Below are 16612 nucleotides of genomic sequence, written 5' to 3'. Positions count from 1 at the left end.
GCCAGGATCAAACTCTCCGATGATGCACAGGATGTGCAAAGGTCGGTGTTGCCACAGGATGTGGCGTTCTTAACCGACTTCATTTAACAGGTACAATCTTTGACGTTAGTCGAAAGTTTAACCTGTTAGTTCATTTATAATGAACAAATAATTAAATCGTTTCGTATTGATCCATCGCTCTTTTTTCAAAGAAATCAATCGGTGTTACCCGTTTGATATTACGCTTGGCTTTTGTTTAGTTTTCAAAGAACATCTTGTTGTCGTTTTAGCGACTTCGTTATTATAACACTTTAAAATTAAGTTGTCAATCACTTTTTTTAAAATGTTTTTTTAATAACTTCAACGTCTCACTCGCGACTTCATAAATTATATATTAAAAGATTAATAATGTCAACCGTTTTTTTAAAAATTGTTTTTTATTAATTTTTTTATATAATCCTTTGAAAGCGTTAAGTTTTGTAACAACGTTTAATAATTTACCATGTATAAAGGCTCTCGTCAATATCTTTTTTAAAAATAAGTAGAAAGCTAGTGAACTTTATCGAACTAAGTGATTAATTGGCGTTTCACGTATCTATTAAATACCTTGACCTACTAAGAACAAAGTCCAATAGTAAGCTCCTATAAAGTGGATTAAAATAAACGGAACTAGTCGTTGCCTTTAAATTTATGTAAAAAAAAGGACCACATAACGTAGTCCTAATTAACTTTTTAATTGCTTATTCTGTTTTTGACACTCTGGACACGTTCCGTACACTTCCATTCGATGACCATCGACTTGAAAACCTGTCACTTGTTCAGCGAGTGATTCGACTTCATCAAGTCCTGGATAATGGAAGTCCACTATTTTTCCACATGAATTACAAATCATATGATAGTGCTCTGATGAGACAAAATCAAAACGACTAGATGAGTCACCATAAGTTAATTCCTTAACCAATCCTGTTTTTTTAAACACACGTAGATTATTGTATACAGTAGCAACGCTCATATTTGGAAACTTATGTTCAAGGGACTTATATATTTCGTCAGCAGTTGGATGTGTCATAGATACAATCAAGTATTCAAGAATAGCATGACGTTGGGGTGTAATACGGACGCCAGTATCCTTTAATCTATTAATCGCATCTTGAATATGTGCTTCAGTCACCGCCATGCACCTCACTTTCAAAAGACATTCATTATTAAATTAAAATTGTTATAATTATATTATTAGTTTACAGGGTAAAAAGGATTCCTGTCAATATTTACAGCTTATTCCCCGCATTAAATCAAGTATAAAAGTTAATCAATTAGTTTTCGTGTAACAAACGATCGCCTTGACCCAATTTCATGTTGACGTAGCGAGCAAGTACGAATAATAAATCAGACAAGCGGTTTAAATAGCTTAAGACATCCGGATTTATATTTTCGAGTGAAATCGTGAGTCTTTCAGCCCGCCTTACAACAGTTCTTGCAACGTGCAAGTAACTTGCACCTATCTCTCCGCCTGGTAAAATAAAGGTTTTTAATGGAGATAGATCCTTATCAATTAAATCAATAGCCGTTTCTAAGCGTTCTACATCCCGACTCGTTAATTGCCATTGAACATCTTTACCACTTGGTGTAGAAAGTTCTGAGCCTACGTGAAATAAACGTGTTTGAACCTCTACAAGTACCTTTATATGATCATCATTCTTTAAAATAGTATTCTCTAAATGACTAAGGGCTAATCCAAGAAACGAATTTGCCTCATCACATGTCCCATACGCTTCAACTTTCGGATCGTTCTTTGCGACTCGCTTTCCATAAACAAGGGATGTTGTCCCTTTATCACCAGTACGTGTATATATTTTCAATCTCTTCACTCCAACTTATTAAAAATTTAGTTAAGATAGCACTACAAATATCTATAACTTTACAACAAATCGTACCATTATGTTATGTATTTTTGGAGACACAACATATGTTATGACTTAACTTTAATATATGATACGTCTTAAAAAAGGGTAAGTTTCTTCTAAGTAGATAACGATAAAAAAGACACGCGAATAATTAATCATTCACATGTCTTTTCCTTCTACTGTAATTGGTCTGGATTTAGTCCTTTTAATTCTTCGATGATGAATTGGCCATCTTTTCGTATAAGTACATCATCAAAATAAATTTCTCCGCCACCATACTCAGGGCGTTGAATCAGAACCATATCCCAATGGATTGATGAACGATTTCCGTTGTCTGCCTCTTCATAAGCCTGTCCAGGGGTGAAATGAATGCTGCCGCAGATTTTTTCATCAAATAAAATGTCGCCCATTGGTTCCCTAATAAGCGGGTTAACCCCTATGGCAAATTCGCCCACATATCGTGCACCTTCATCCGTATTAAATATTTCCTGCAATCTTTCATTATTGTTATCTGCTGCTGCTTTTATAATTTTTCCATTCTTAAATGTTAAAGTCACATGATTAAATGTGCTACCTTGATAGGGACTTGGAGTATTATACTTAATCGTTCCGTTTACACTATCCTTCACAGGTGCTGTATAGACTTCACCATCCGGAATATTATTTTCTCCAGCACAAGGAATAACCGGAATATTTTTTATTGAAAAGGTGAGGTCAGTGCCTGGACTCACTATTCTTACACGATCTGTTTTTTCTAATAACTCTTTAAGAGGTTCCTGTGCTTTAGCCATTTGTTCATAATCAACATTACATACCTCGAGAAGATAATCCGTAAATTTAGAGGTGCTCATTCCTGCTTTTTGCGCAAGTGAAGGTGTCGGATAATTTAATAACACCCATCTTACATTAGATATTAAATAATCATTTGATTTCTTTAGTGCTTTGCCAGCACGTCTCATTTGTTCCGCTGGTACGTCCGTTAACTCTGCATCATTCTCATTCGCAACGATTTTTATAAACGCATCAATGTCATGATAGATGCGTTGACGCCAGCCTTCTTCTGTAGCTAATTGTTCTTTCTGATAACCCATAATCAATTGTTTAGTAATTTCTTGATCACGGAGTTCAACATATGGGTAGCAGCCTGACGCATAAGCTTCATCAATCAAGGCTTGAATGAGAGGCTTTGACGATAAACTTGCCGAGATAAGGACACGTTCTTTCTCTTTCAGGTTTAGGGAATGATGAATTAATGTTTTAGCAAGTGCTGTTATTCGCTCATCGTTCATGACTTCTATCTCCTACACTTAGATTAAGTATCTATTCATATTGCTTAACAACTTCAAGCACTTCGTCAACGTGGCCTGCTACTTTGACATTTGGCCATACTTTAACAATTTGACCTTCTTTGTCGATCACAAAAGTGGAGCGGACGATTCCCATATACTCTTTTCCAAATTTCTTTTTTAATTGCCAAACACCATATGATTCTGCAACTTTATGATCTCTATCCGCAAGCAATGGAAAAGGTAAACCGTGTTTTTCGGTGAATTTCTGATGTTTTTCAACTGGATCAGGACTCACACCAAGAACAACCGTGTTATGGGCTTTGAAAACTTCCGTTTGATCTCGAAAGTCACAAGCCTCAGTCGTGCACCCTGGTGTCATGTCTTTTGGATAAAAATAAAGAACCACCGTTTGTCCCTTTAAACTTGAAAGAGTGAGATTTTCTCCAGTTGTTGTTTGTAACGTAAAATCCGGCGCTTTTGTTCCTGCTTCTAGCATCGTAAACCCTCCTATTTCATTCGTTAATTTTCAATGCAATTTTTCCAAATTGTTGCCCTTTTTCTAACCAATCGAACGCTTTTTCATAGTCATCAATGTCAAAAATACGATCCACAATTGGCTTAATTTGATAATTAGAAAAAAGTTTGAGCATCTCATGAAATTCCTCGATACTTCCCATTGTGGAGCCAAAGAAACGATATTGACCGTAGAAAAATTCTCTTAAGTTCATCTCAACAATATCTCCTGTTGATGATCCAAACGCGACGATGGTTCCTCCCTTTTTCAAAACCTTAAGGGACCTATTCCATGTGGCGGCACCAACACTTTCGATGACTAGATCAACTTTCGTATTTTTTAATACTTTTGACCAATCTTCATCATTTCCAATCGCAAGCGTGGCTCCTAGTTCAAGCGCCTTTTTCCGTTTTTCTTCACTTCTAGAAGAGACAATGACCTTGGCACCCACACTTTTGGCCATTTGAAGCATTAAGGTTGCCACGCCTCCCCCAATACCGGGTATGAAGACGGTTTGTCCAGATGTTAATTGACCTTGTGTAAAAAGCGCGCGATATCCTGTCAAACCACTTAAAGCTAATATCCCCGCTTCTTCAAAACTTAAATAGTCTGGTTTTAAGGCAACTTGTTCTTCTTTTAAAACAATCGTCTCTGCAAAGGTCCCATGATCAGGTAATCCAAGAATGTCAAAATCATCTGGCGGGGCAACGCTTTTCGTTCGCCAACGTAGACTTGGAATAATGATGACTTCATCACCAACTTTATATCGCGTCACTCCTTCTCCTACTTCGGATATTACGCCAGATCCATCTGACCCAATTATAAGAGCAGGTTCATTCTCTTTATGACGCTGAAGAACAAAGAGATCACGGTGATTCATTCCTGCTACTTTTAGTCTTATTTTAACTTCTCCTTGACCAACGGATTGTTCAGGGAAATCCTCTTTTTTATGTAATCCATCAATTCCAGGAGTTCCTTCATGTATTATCGCCTTCATATTGACCACCTCTTATTTTTATTTTCTCAAATTTACATTAAATTCTCAAATAATGCGGTCTCCAAATGACATTCATTATTGACCTTACTTCATTTAAATACAAGATTTGTTCACAGCTATGACTTGAGAAAAATAAAAAAATGGACCATACTTATTAATGAATGTTCAATGGTAACAGCTGATAGTAGATACACCATTAAGATAGTATACATACCGATTTGTTATCATATTTCATTAAATAGAAAGGATGTTACGAAGGATGAAGATTGAAACTTCTGAAAGACTGTATGATGAAGCCCTACAGCATATTGTAGGTGGCGTAAATAGCCCTTCCCGCGCATATAAAGCTGTTGGTGGAGGCGCACCTGTTTTTATGAAAACAGCGAAAGGACCGTATTTCTGGGATGAGGATGGTAACCGTTACATTGATTATTTAGCCGCTTATGGCCCTATCATCACGGGGCATGCCCATCCTCACATTACTGAAGCCATTAAAACAGCAGCTGAAAATGGCGTTCTTTACGGGACACCGACGAAACTTGAAATCACATTCGCTAAAATGTTAAAAGAAGCCATTCCTTCATTAGATAAAGTTCGATTCACAAACTCCGGCACAGAATCGGTTATGACAACCATCCGTGTAGCACGGGCCTATACTGGACGTACTAAGATCTTAAAATTTGCTGGTTGTTATCACGGCCATTTTGATCTTGTGCTTGTCGCTGCGGGTTCCGGTCCGTCAACTCTTGGTTCACCAGACTCTGCTGGCGTCACGCAAAATACGGCAAATGAAGTGATTACCATCCCTTTTAACAATATTGAGGCATTAAAACAGGCATTAGATAAATGGGGAGATGATGTTGCGGGTGTCCTCGTTGAACCGATTGTTGGTAACTTTGGCATCGTTGAACCCGATAAAGGATTCTTAGAAGCCGTCAATAAATTAGTCCATGAAGCCGGTGGACTCGTTATTTATGATGAAGTCATTACCGCGTTCCGCTTCATGTACGGCGGGGCACAAAACTTACTTGGCGTTGAACCTGATCTTACAGCTATGGGGAAAATTATAGGTGGAGGACTTCCTATTGGCGCCTACGGTGGAAAAAAAGAAATCATGGATGAAGTGGCACCGCTAGGACCCGCCTATCAAGCAGGCACAATGGCAGGAAATCCCGCTTCCATGGCAAGTGGCATTGCTTGTCTTGAAGTCTTAAAAGAACCTGGAACTTATGAAAAATTAGATGCTCTTGGTCGTCGATTAGAAGAAGGTATTTTAAAAATTAACGAAAAATATCACCTTCCAATCACCATCAATCGATTAAAAGGAGCTATGACCCTTTATTTTGGAGATCATAAAGTTAAAAATTATGATGATGCCAAAGCTACAGACAGCGAGATGTTTGGACGTTTCTTTAAACTCATGCTTCATCAAGGAATTAATCTTGCTCCATCAAAATATGAAGCATGGTTTATAACGACTGAACATGGGGAAAATGATATTGATGAAACATTAAAAGCTGTTGATTATGCTTTTTCTAAACTAAAAAATTAAAATCTCAAAAGAATAGAAAACCCTTTATTTAAACTATGATAAGAATGCCAACGCTAAACAACGGCATTTTTATCATAGTCTCTCTTTTTACCTTATATTAGGAGGAGATGCCATGAGATTAGGCGCTCGAAGCTTAAAAACGGGATTGGCAGTCACTATCGCCTTACTCATTGCGACTACACTACACCTTACGCCTCCCACCATGGCTGGAATTGGTGCTGCTGTAGCAACACAACCTTCTGTCCAACAATCGATTCGAAGTATGTTTGACAACATTCAAGGAAATCTTCTAGGTGCTATTATTGCAGTTTTATTTGTTTATTTTATTGGAACGAGCCCCATTATCATTGGTTTAGCAGTTATTATTGTTATCGCTATTATGTTGAAGTTAAAATTACAAACGACGATAACTTTAACGATGGTTACAGCGATTGTCATTATGGTCAGTGATACACCGTCAAATCAACATTTTATTTTATACTCCCTAGACCGAGTGATCCTCGTTATTATCGGCGTTTTATCAGCAACCATGGTGAATCTCATATTTCTCCCACCGAAATATGAAAATCGTTTTTACTACAATATTTTAAATCAAACAACTGAGTTATTTAAATGGGTTCGTCTTTTAAGTCAGCACGCTTCTGAAAACACGAAAATCAAATCAGAGCTCAATCAATTTGATGATACGAAGGCGAAAATATTTAATTTCTTCCAATGGTATAAAGAAGAAAGAGCCTATACCCGGAAACAGCGTTTTGCCAAATACAGAACCTCGGTTGTTTTTAAACATATGATGGCAACAACCAACCGATTGCATGATATTTTAAAATCCTTGGACCGAAATGAAAATGATTATAATCAACTACCCGAAGATTTTAAAATAACATTAAGAAAGCAGCTTGATGGTCTCATGTCTTACCATGAACGAGTTTTATTAAAATTTAATGGTAAAATTAGACGCCAACATCACCGAGAACAGATGAAGGAAAACTTTCGTCATAAAACAAAAATCGCAGAATCCTTTATTTCTTATTATGGAAAGGATGAAGTCAATAAAGAAGAATGGCTAAATCTCTTCCCGCTTATCTCGTTAATCGTCGATTATAGTCAAAATATTGAACACTTAGATCTCCTGATTGAAAGTTTTCAGACCTACCACAAGAAAGATAATAAAATTAAACTTAAACTTGATGACTTTGATTCACTATAAGTAGACACTTCCAAGAAGACTTGGAAGTGTTTTTTAATGAGTCATGTTGAATATCCTTGCTGATTTTTGACATGATTTATTAACAAAGCATTTTTATAAAAAAGCATAACCATTCATATACGTCTTAAGTCTTATTCTAAAATAACCCTCTGGATCATTATGATGATTCGCTTTCTAACCTATCATAGAGATATGGAAGGAGGTCATAACAAATGAAGAAGTTTTTCTTGTTTTTAATCGGAGCTGTATCACTCATCATTTTATTAGCTAACATTGGTCCACTCATTGGCCTTACAATCAGTTTAGCGATTGTTTATTTTTCATACAGGTTCTTTCAAAAATCCGAATCAACGTTCGGGAAGGTGGCTTGGTTTATAATCGGTGGTATTGCTGCCACCACGGCCATCGCCAATATACCTTCACTAATTGGAATTTTGGCTCTTGTCGTTCTCTACTTTATTTATAAAAAGTGGAATAATGATAAACCATCAGATCAAGAATCGGATGATCCCTTTGACCATTTTGAAAAACAATGGATGGAACTAAAATAATCATGAACAAAAATTAAAAGGAGCGAACCTTATGCCAAACATTTTCTCTCGAATAAAGGATACGATTTCATCTGATATTAATGAACTATTGGACAAGAAAGAACAAAAAAATCCCATTGCTATGCTTAACACCTATTTACGCCAATGTGAAAAGGAAACAGAAAAAGTTCGTAAACTCATTAGCCGTCAATATCTCTTAAAGGAACAATTTATTAGGGAATATCATCAAACGCTAGAATTAGCTGAAAAAAGAAAAAAACAAGCCAATATTGCTTCAAAAGCGGAAGAAAAAGACTTGTATGAGTTTGCATTAAAAGAACAAAACTATTACGAGGAAGCTGCCGTCCGACTAAAACAATCTTATGATACGACAACAACGCAACTCGACCATTTAGAACAAAAATATGCAGAAATGAAAAGAAAGCTTAAAGATATGCATTTAAAGCGTATGGAGTTAATGGGACGGGAAAACACGGCTCGCGCGAATCATCGAATGAATCAAGTCTTACAAACGGAGAAAATTGGGGATTCTGCTTTCTCTCGTTTTGAAGACACTGAGCTCTATCTCGATCGTTTAGAATATCAAGTGAATACAGCCTATCATCGTGAAACCATTGATACAAGGATTGCCGAGCTTGAAAAAAAATTAGAAAAGTAAGCCTATCTAATAGTTTAAAGTCGATTCCCCCTCTCCCTCTATCTAAATCTCTAATACGAGTAGGGGGTTTTACTATTAAGATAAGACATTAAAAATCCAGTATTCAATAGCTCATTAAACCATGATATGCTAATAGAGTTATGGAACTAAATCACACACATGTGATATAGCTAACATATTTAACATAAAGACGATTTTTTCGTCTTTTATATACATAATAGCGCATGAGCAGAAAGAAGGATGAATCATGATTGAACGAATAAGGACCGATTTTTTTAGTTGGATGTTTATGATTGCTGTCATCCTTCTTTTTGTGCAGGTCATTTTTTTTGATTGGCACAGCCTTTTTCTTCTACTTCTATTTACAGGATGTATTTTTTATGGAAGAAAACGACTCCATGATAATCGTGGAAAGTTTTTATTTGGGGTTGGATGGGTTGGCGTTATTATCACCATGATTAATATGGCGGCTTTTAAATTTTTACTTTTTGTCATTCTCATCTATTTTGTTTATTTATTCTTAAAATCTAAGAAAGAACCAAACCTGCTTTCGCCTGTTGTGAAAGAGACTGATCCTAGTAGGATTAAGAATAGACCTCTACACAAACGGACCACCTTACTTAAAAATATGCTTTTCGGTAAACAGACAACTGATCAAATTTACGAATGGGATGATATTAACATTCAAGCAGGGATCGGTGACACCATCATTGATTTAAGTAATACCATTTTGCCCAACTGTGAATCCGTTATCTCGATCCGTCATTTCGTAGGTAATATTCAAATTCTAGTTCCTTATGATATTGAAATATCTATCAATCACTCTGCAATGGCCGGACGTGCCCAAATTTTTCAACATCAAGAACCTCGATTACTAAATGAGACCGTAGCCTTCCAAACAGATGGCTATGAAGATTCAAAGCAGCGTATGAAAATTATCACCTCTATGGTTGCAGGAAATCTGGAGGTGAAACATATATGATAAAAAGATCGCTCTTTACTGGGATATTGACTGCCCTTATTTCCTTTATCACTTGTGCTGTTATTATCTTTTATGTTTTTCCTCTTCATCGGTGGTCTTTACTTTGGAGTGAAACTATTGCACATATTCCTCTAATTCTTTTTATCGTTATCATCATTGTTCTACTTGGACTCATTTATGGTATTATGTCTATCTTGTATTGGCGGGGACATTTTAAGACAATTGATGAGACTCTTAACCAGTTTGAGAAAGGAAACTTAAGCGAGAGTGTTCTACCTGAAAAGAAAAAGGAAATTCAAACGATTATTAATCATTTATATACCATTCATAAGCAATTGAAGGATCAAACCTTGCGTACACAAAAAATTGTAAGTGAAAATGTTGAAACAAAGGAGAAATTAATCCAGGACATTGTTTCAGAGGAGCGTTCCAGACTAGCACGGGAATTACATGACTCAGTCAGTCAGCAGCTATTTGCGGCATCTATGTTGATGTCAACCATTAATGAAACACATTTGGATTTAAATCATGATGAATCAAAACAACTCAAATTAATTGAACAAATGATTCAACAATCCCAATTGGAAATGAGGGCTCTTCTCCTTCATTTACGCCCCATTCAACTTAAGGGCAAATCACTCAAAGAAGGGATGGAAGAGCTGCTTCAAGAACTTCGAACAAAAGTAAATTTAATGATTAAATGGAAGATCGAATCGATTGCATTGCCGATTGGTGTAGAAAATCACCTTTTTCGAATCTTGCAGGAATGTGTATCGAATACGTTAAGACATGCAAGAGCCGAATCTCTCGATGTTCTACTAATTAAGAGAGATCAATTTGTAATTATGCGCCTCATTGATGATGGACAAGGTTTCGATGTCAATAAGGCTAAATCAGGTTCATACGGCCTACAAAATATGAAAGAACGTGCAATGGAAATTGGTGGCACTGTGAAAGTGGTTAGCCTTGCTAAAAAAGGGACTCGTTTGGAAGTTAAGGTGCCTATTGTGGAGGAGAATAATAATGATTAGTGTTTTATTTGTTGATGATCATGAAATGGTTAGAATTGGGGTATCTTCTTATTTAACGGCTCAACCAGATATAGAAGTCGTTGGGGAAGCTGAAAATGGTAAAGTCGCCATTGATCTTGCGCTAGAATTACGACCAGACATCATCCTGATGGATCTTGTAATGGAAGAAATGGATGGAATTGAGGCAACAAGGCGCATCGTCAAAGCTTGGCCAGAAGCCAAAATTATCATTGTTACAAGTTTTCTAGATGATGATAAAATATATCCAGCGATGGAAGCTGGTGCTGTTAGTTATATGTTAAAAACATCCCGGGCGAGTGATATAGCCGCTGCCATCCGTTCCACCTTTCAAGGCCATTCTGTATTAGAACCAGAAGTCACCGGTAAAATGATGAAGCACCTTAATCAAAAAAAGGTCCGTCTACCACATGAAGATTTAACACCTAGAGAAATGGAAATTCTCCTTCTCATTTCAAAAGGTCAGTCTAATCAAGAAATCGCAGATACCTTATTCATCTCTCTTAAAACGGTCAAAGTGCATGTAAGTAATATACTTAGTAAATTAGAAGTCCAAGACCGAACACAAGCCGTTATTTATGCATTTAAACATAATTTAACAAGCTGAAGCTGCTTTATATTATAAAAAGTCAAGGATCAATGTAGATTGCTTACATTGATCCTTATTCTTTGTGAAATTAAAAGTCGATTACGTAGATTCAAGCTGTTGAACTTGAAATAAATCATAATAACTTCCTCTTTTATTCATCAATTCGTGATGATTACCTATTTCCGTAATTTGTCCTGATTCAATCACAACAATGCGATCGGCATGTGTAATCGTTGATAATCGGTGAGCGACGATAAAAGTTGTCCGATTTTTTGCCAATGTATTTAGTGTTTCTTGAATATAGTGTTCACTTTCTAGATCCAGCGCACTTGTTGCTTCATCTAAGATTAAGAGCGGCGGGTTCTTTAAGAACACGCGTGAGATCGATATTCTCTGTTTTTGGCCACCAGACAATTTAACCCCGCGTTCTCCAACTTGTGTATCGTAACCTTGAGGGAGCTGCATGATAAAATCATGTGCATTAGCAAGCTTTGCTGCATGAATAACTTCTTCATCCGATGCATCAGGATTGGCCATTTTTATATTATTTTTAACGGTATCACTGAACAAAATCGTGTCTTGTAAAACCATACCAATTTTGTCACGTAATGATCTAACTTTAAAGGAACGAATATCCTTTCCGTCTAGTAGAATGGCTCCTTCTGATACATCATAAAAACGAGGAATAAGACTAACTATCGTCGACTTACCTCCACCGCTCATCCCAACTAAAGCGATTGTTTCCCCTTTTTGAACATCTAAATTAATATTCGATAAAACTGGTGATTCTTTCTCGTCATATCTAAACGTGACGTTTTGAAATGAAATATTTCCATAAACATAATCGAGCATTTCCGCATTATTTTTATCATCAATATCATAAGGTTTATCCATTAATTCAAAAACACGATCCATTGAAGCAATAGATTGTGTCAATGTTGTTGATGAATTAACTAATCGTCTTAATGGTTCATACAATCGATCCATATAACCAAAGAAAGCGACAATCGTACCAATTTCAGTAATGTCTCCCTGTACAACCATCCAGCCACCTATTCCTAAAATCAATAACGGAGAAATGTCGGTAATTGTATTCACAACAGAGAATGTTTTGGCGTTCCATGCAGTATGCTTTAATGCTCGTTGCAAAAAGTTCATATTTCGTTCATCGAAACGTTTCTGTTCAACCGGTTCAATAGCAAAGCTTTTAATCACACTCATTCCTTGAACTCTCTCATGAAGATGACCTTGCATCTCAGCTAACGCCTGTGAACGTTTTTTTGTTAATTTTCGTAAACGGGAAAAAAAGAATTTAATGGCTATTCCATAAAAGGGAAACATGATAATTGAAATTAGAGCGAGGACCCAATTCAATGAAAACATGATGACTAACGCTATCACAATCGTCGTCATATCTAACCAAATATTCATCAAGCCAGTGATAACAAAGTCCTTTGTACTCTCTACATCATTGATTACTCGGGAAATGATTTCTCCACCTTTTGTGTTGGAATAAAATTTTAGGCTTAATTTCTGTAAGTGAGAAAAAATTCGATCACGAATGTCATATAATACTTTATTGGCTGTTGATTGAGCCCAGTACTGTCTAAAATACTCAACTGGAGGGCGAATCACAACAAAAATAAAAAAGGCCCCTCCAATAACTAAAACGAGCTTATGTAACTTTTCTGTATCAGATATTGAAGCATTGATGACGTCATCAATAACGTATTTAAGTATCAATGGTAACAAAAGTGGAATGCCGAACTTGACGATACCAATTGAAATGGTGGCTATAATATCTTTCTTATATGGTTTTACAAATTGCAAATATCTTTTAATACTACCCAGATTTAACACTCCGTTTCACATACTTTTATAAAAATGATACCAATTTTCAACAAAAGCAAGATTAAATGGACCACGTTCTTCTTTAATCCAAAGTATTAACTCTTGAACATGAGTTTTTAAAATGTTGTCCAACTTTTCGGGATAATTCATCCTTCTTTTATGAAGAGAATACTCATCTTCATCCAGTAATTTGTAAGAGCGATTTGGAAAAACTTTAACATCTAAATCATAATCGATATATTTCAATGCCTCTTCGTCGAAAGTTGCTGGGGATCCCAGATTACAGTAATAATACACACCATCTTGCCTGATCATGCAAATGATATTAAACCATTCCGTCGTACTAAAATACGTAATGGCAGGCTCTTTAGTCCTCCACCTTCTTCCATCTGATTCAGTTACTATCGTTTGATCATTTGCACCGATAATAACATTTGAATCTGCTTTTAATATACGCGTCTGTTCCCAAACACGATGAAGTGTTCCATCATGTTTATAGCTTTGTATTTGTATAGTTTCTCCAACACGAGGAAAACGCATTGCCGTTCTCCTTTCTCATTCATATGATTAATACATCTATTATAGCTTTTTGATTATAAATTATAAAACATATTGCTATATTTTAATAAATAAAAAGCATCTCCTTCTCTCGAATCGAGAGGGGAGATGCTTTTCATGTAAGGCGATGAACTTATTTTTGGTTTTGGCCTTTTTTTTGCAATGATTGTTGGTTTTGTTTACGTACTTGTTGTACGTCAGTTTCAGAACCAAATTCAGCTTCAAATTGACCAGCTGAAGTACCAGCAGCAGATTGTTGGTTTTGTTTTCTTACTTGTTGAGCATTAGTACTTGATTGTGTTTTCTTTCCCATTGTTTATCACCTCCACGACTGTTAATTTAACCAATCTGCATTTTTTTATACAAAAAATTATGGAGGTGAAAAATAGCGGTTTGAAAACATTACATGAATTACGTCTTAGATTACGGCTAAAAATGGCTTTTAGAGAAGGTCTCTGTATAAAGTGAAATTTCAATCCTTCACTATTGAAAGGCTGAACCGATCAGGCTCATACGGACGTTAACTCCCACCTAGGAATGCTCGTTTACACTCATCAGGGCTTTACTTCCCGTTAATGCGGGATAAAAGCATCTGAATGATTTTTTGATGCGACACAGGAAAAGGAAAAAGTTCAAGGTTACAAAGGTCTACCCATTTTCCTCTTTCCCATGTTTTGTCTTCCACTAACAAATTCGCATGAAATAGGTTTAAGCTCCATTTGAGGTGGGAAAATTGATGAGTAAGGTGTTTTTTTGTATATTCAATGTCTGTCACATCCTTGATGTGTTCCGTGATGATTTGCTCACCACGACTAATTTGATCATCATTTTCAATTTCAATCATTGGGAATTGCCATAAGTTGGCGAGTAAACCATTCTCCGGACGTTTTTCTATTAAAACTTGTTTTTTTGAATTATGAATGATTAATACGATATATGAAATAGATTTTGACTTTGTTTTTTTCTTTTTAACAGGAAACTCATGTTGTACTCCTTCATCATAGGCTAAACAATGTTTTTGTAATGGACAAGTCAAACATTCGGGTTGCCTTGGCTTGCATACAAGTGCCCCGAGCTCCATCAAACTCTGATTAAAACCCGAAGGATCTGTATGAGGGATGAGTCGATAGATAATATCTTCAAAGTGCTTCTTTGTTTTGACCTTTGTAATATCGTCATCAATCATAAATACACGGGATAGAACACGCATCACGTTACCGTCAACGGCAGGCTCTGGTACATTATAAGCAATACTTAATATAGCCCCTGATGTATAAGGTCCAACACCCTTTAAAGATAAAATTTCTTTTCGTGTTTCCGGAATTTTGGAGTCATAGACTTCAACAACCTCTCGAACACCTTGTTGAAGATTGCGTGCTCGTGAATAATAACCTAAGCCTTCCCAATTTTTTAAAACGGTTTCTTCATCAGCATAAGCTAAATCTTTCATTGTAGGGAAGGTTTTAATAAACCGTTCATAATAAGGAATTACCGTATCGACCTGGGTTTGTTGAAGCATAATCTCGGATATCCAGATATAATACGGATTTTGCGTTTTTCTCCATGGTAAGTCACGCTTGTTTTGATAAAACCAATAGAGTAAATCATGATTAAATTGATTGACATCTACATGTTTAAATAAATTTGCTTCATTCAAGAAAATTCACTCCAGGGTATATAACTTAATTGGTTTCAAAAACATTTACTATAATAAATGTTTTTAAAATGAAAAGATGTTTCACAGGTAAAATAAATAGGATATAGTAAGAGTACATCGTTATTTTCTATTATTAGAAAAGTGATTTGTAAGGGATAGAGGAGGCAATTTGTTATGGATTCCGGTACGCATGTCGTCATGGGATTAGGGATAGCTGGTCTTTCTACATTAGATCCTGTGATGAGTCAGTCAACAGCAACATTTCATGCTGTGATGATTGGTACACTTGTCGGATCTGTTATACCCGACATCGACACAGTTCTAAAATTAAAGAATAATGCTGTTTATATCCGAAATCATCGGGGTATCACTCACTCTATTCCGGCTACACTTCTATGGCCTTGCTTGATCACTGTTATCTTAAATTATTTTTTTCCATCCAGTTTTTTTCTCCACGTCTTTTTATGGACGTTATTTTCCGTCTTTTTACATGTTTTTGTAGATATTTTTAACGCCTATGGAACACAAGCCATACGACCTATTTCAAAAAAATGGGTTGCTCTCTGCATCATACCCATTTTTGATCCCGTTATTTTTGGATTGCATTTTATTGGGCTCACCTTTTGGTATTTTACTGACCACGCAGGCGTGATATTTCTGACGGTTTACATGCTTTTAATTGTATACTATCTTTTACGAACGTATCAATATCGCCAAGCAAAAAAAGCCCTAATAAAAGAACTACCTGATCTTATTGAAATTTATTTGTCGCCAAACATTCGAATGTACTCTTATCACTTTGCAGCAAAATCTGAAGACCAATTTTATGTAGGGAAATTAGATGGTAAAGCTGTTTTTATCATCGACCAGTTTGACCGACCTCCCGTGCCAAGTAATGATTTAGTTCTTTCAGCAAAACAAGATAAAAATATACGTGCTTTTTTATCGTTTTCTCCAATTTATAGATGGGAAATACAATCATTTGACTATGGATATGAACTTAGGTTTATTGATTTACGATATTATGTACCTGGCCATTATCCGTTCGTTGCAGTTGCCTTGTTATCAAAAGATCTCAAAATTGAAAGTTCCTATACTGGTTGGATTTTTAGTGAAAAGAAATTAAGAAAAAAATTGATTGCCCAAACTCACATGAAATAAAGTGAAGCTTCCATCAGTGGGGTCTTCTTCGTCTCCCACCTAGAAATGCCCGTTTACACTCATTACCTTAAAGTGGTGGTCAAGAGCGGATAAATCTATAAATGACTTATG

The 16612-nt window shown here is 36.0% G+C and carries 16 protein-coding genes and 1 pseudogene; 8 read left to right on the top strand and 9 right to left on the bottom strand.

Going from position 1 to position 16612, the window contains the following annotated elements:
• Positions 1–703: 703 nt before the first annotated feature.
• From perR to GMB86_RS14760, 5 genes are all read right to left on the bottom strand, one after another.
• Entirely contained in the window at positions 704–1156 is a 453-nt protein-coding gene (perR, locus tag GMB86_RS14780) for a peroxide-responsive transcriptional repressor PerR (RefSeq protein ID WP_155221227.1), read from the bottom strand.
• Positions 1157–1292: 136 nt separating this feature from the next.
• Positions 1293–1838: a cob(I)yrinic acid a,c-diamide adenosyltransferase gene (locus GMB86_RS14775; RefSeq protein ID WP_155221225.1), complete on the bottom strand. Its 546-nt coding sequence runs from the start codon at positions 1836–1838 to the stop codon at positions 1293–1295.
• Positions 1839–2059: 221 nt separating this feature from the next.
• Positions 2060–3172: an aminopeptidase gene (locus GMB86_RS14770; protein ID WP_155221223.1), complete on the bottom strand. Its 1113-nt coding sequence runs from the start codon at positions 3170–3172 to the stop codon at positions 2060–2062.
• A 31-nt stretch (positions 3173–3203) separates the two neighbouring features.
• Entirely contained in the window at positions 3204–3668 is a 465-nt protein-coding gene (gene bcp, locus GMB86_RS14765; protein WP_155221220.1) for a thioredoxin-dependent thiol peroxidase, read from the bottom strand.
• A gap of 16 nt (positions 3669–3684) precedes the next feature.
• Complete coding sequence (locus tag GMB86_RS14760; RefSeq protein ID WP_155221218.1) at positions 3685–4683, bottom strand: zinc-binding dehydrogenase; 999 nt, start codon at positions 4681–4683, stop codon at positions 3685–3687.
• A gap of 259 nt (positions 4684–4942) precedes the next feature.
• On the opposite strand from GMB86_RS14760, the gene GMB86_RS14755 reads away from it, so the two are divergent.
• The 7 genes from GMB86_RS14755 to GMB86_RS14725 all read left to right on the top strand — a co-directional run bounded on the left by GMB86_RS14755 (position 4943) and on the right by GMB86_RS14725 (position 11292).
• Positions 4943–6235 (top strand): glutamate-1-semialdehyde 2,1-aminomutase, encoded by a 1293-nt coding sequence (locus GMB86_RS14755; RefSeq protein WP_155221216.1) that lies wholly within the window; start codon positions 4943–4945, stop codon positions 6233–6235.
• A gap of 112 nt (positions 6236–6347) precedes the next feature.
• A complete protein-coding gene (locus GMB86_RS14750) occupies positions 6348–7445 on the top strand; it encodes an FUSC family protein (RefSeq protein WP_155221214.1) in 1098 nt (365 codons plus the stop codon).
• 212 nt (positions 7446–7657) lie between these two features.
• Positions 7658–7996, top strand: coding sequence for a lmo0954 family membrane protein (locus GMB86_RS14745; protein WP_155221212.1), 339 nt, complete (start codon positions 7658–7660; stop codon positions 7994–7996).
• 31 nt (positions 7997–8027) lie between these two features.
• Positions 8028–8654, top strand: a complete 627-nt coding sequence (locus GMB86_RS14740) for a PspA/IM30 family protein (RefSeq protein ID WP_155221210.1) — start codon at positions 8028–8030, stop codon at positions 8652–8654.
• A gap of 247 nt (positions 8655–8901) precedes the next feature.
• Positions 8902–9636: a cell wall-active antibiotics response protein LiaF gene (gene liaF, locus GMB86_RS14735; protein WP_155221208.1), complete on the top strand. Its 735-nt coding sequence runs from the start codon at positions 8902–8904 to the stop codon at positions 9634–9636.
• Positions 9633–10667 carry a sensor histidine kinase gene (locus tag GMB86_RS14730; RefSeq protein WP_155221206.1) on the top strand — a complete coding sequence of 345 codons (1035 nt, stop codon included), beginning with the start codon at positions 9633–9635 and terminating at the stop codon, positions 10665–10667. Before liaF ends, GMB86_RS14730 begins: the two co-directional genes overlap by 4 nt.
• Complete coding sequence (locus GMB86_RS14725) at positions 10660–11292, top strand: response regulator transcription factor (RefSeq protein ID WP_155221204.1); 633 nt, start codon at positions 10660–10662, stop codon at positions 11290–11292. Before GMB86_RS14730 ends, GMB86_RS14725 begins: the two co-directional genes overlap by 8 nt.
• 81 nt (positions 11293–11373) lie before the next feature.
• On the opposite strand, the gene GMB86_RS14720 is transcribed toward GMB86_RS14725, so the two are convergent.
• The 4 genes and pseudogenes from GMB86_RS14720 to mutY form a co-directional block, all read right to left on the bottom strand.
• Entirely contained in the window at positions 11374–13125 is a 1752-nt protein-coding gene (locus tag GMB86_RS14720; RefSeq protein ID WP_155221229.1) for an ABC transporter ATP-binding protein, read from the bottom strand.
• A gap of 15 nt (positions 13126–13140) precedes the next feature.
• A complete protein-coding gene (gene ntdP / locus GMB86_RS14715) occupies positions 13141–13665 on the bottom strand; it encodes a nucleoside tri-diphosphate phosphatase (RefSeq protein WP_155221202.1) in 525 nt (174 codons plus the stop codon).
• A gap of 163 nt (positions 13666–13828) precedes the next feature.
• A pseudogene (locus GMB86_RS14710) lies at positions 13829–13996 on the bottom strand (gamma-type small acid-soluble spore protein); the annotation flags it as partial.
• A 249-nt stretch (positions 13997–14245) separates the two neighbouring features.
• Positions 14246–15340: an A/G-specific adenine glycosylase gene (mutY, locus tag GMB86_RS14705; RefSeq protein WP_155221199.1), complete on the bottom strand. Its 1095-nt coding sequence runs from the start codon at positions 15338–15340 to the stop codon at positions 14246–14248.
• Between the two features lie 174 nt (positions 15341–15514).
• Between mutY and GMB86_RS14700 the strand changes: the two genes are divergently transcribed.
• Positions 15515–16501 carry a metal-dependent hydrolase gene (locus tag GMB86_RS14700; protein ID WP_155221197.1) on the top strand — a complete coding sequence of 329 codons (987 nt, stop codon included), beginning with the start codon at positions 15515–15517 and terminating at the stop codon, positions 16499–16501.
• Positions 16502–16612: the final 111 nt, after the last annotated feature.

It is taken from the genome of Terrilactibacillus tamarindi (assembly GCF_009718825.1).
Lineage (GTDB): Bacteria > Bacillota > Bacilli > Bacillales > Sporolactobacillaceae > Terrilactibacillus > Terrilactibacillus tamarindi.
Note: the sequence above shows the minus strand (reverse complement) of the source record. Positions and strands in the feature narration are given on the sequence as shown.

Bases quoted from the DNA above. Each gene is read 5' to 3' on its own strand.
- perR (WP_155221227.1), bottom strand. From the start codon at position 1,156: ATGGCGGTGACTGAAGCACATATTCAAGATGCGATTAATAGATTAAAG.
- GMB86_RS14770 (WP_155221223.1), bottom strand. From the start codon at position 3,172: ATGAACGATGAGCGAATAACAGCACTTGCTAAAACATTAATTCATCAT.
- bcp (WP_155221220.1), bottom strand. From the start codon at position 3,668: ATGCTAGAAGCAGGAACAAAAGCGCCGGATTTTACGTTACAAACAACA.
- GMB86_RS14760 (WP_155221218.1), bottom strand. From the start codon at position 4,683: ATGAAGGCGATAATACATGAAGGAACTCCTGGAATTGATGGATTACAT.
- GMB86_RS14755 (WP_155221216.1), top strand. From the start codon at position 4,943: ATGAAGATTGAAACTTCTGAAAGACTGTATGATGAAGCCCTACAGCAT.
- GMB86_RS14750 (WP_155221214.1), top strand. From the start codon at position 6,348: ATGAGATTAGGCGCTCGAAGCTTAAAAACGGGATTGGCAGTCACTATC.
- GMB86_RS14745 (WP_155221212.1), top strand. From the start codon at position 7,658: ATGAAGAAGTTTTTCTTGTTTTTAATCGGAGCTGTATCACTCATCATT.
- GMB86_RS14740 (WP_155221210.1), top strand. From the start codon at position 8,028: ATGCCAAACATTTTCTCTCGAATAAAGGATACGATTTCATCTGATATT.
- liaF (WP_155221208.1), top strand. From the start codon at position 8,902: ATGATTGAACGAATAAGGACCGATTTTTTTAGTTGGATGTTTATGATT.
- GMB86_RS14730 (WP_155221206.1), top strand. From the start codon at position 9,633: ATGATAAAAAGATCGCTCTTTACTGGGATATTGACTGCCCTTATTTCC.
- GMB86_RS14725 (WP_155221204.1), top strand. From the start codon at position 10,660: ATGATTAGTGTTTTATTTGTTGATGATCATGAAATGGTTAGAATTGGG.
- ntdP (WP_155221202.1), bottom strand. From the start codon at position 13,665: ATGCGTTTTCCTCGTGTTGGAGAAACTATACAAATACAAAGCTATAAA.
- GMB86_RS14700 (WP_155221197.1), top strand. From the start codon at position 15,515: ATGGATTCCGGTACGCATGTCGTCATGGGATTAGGGATAGCTGGTCTT.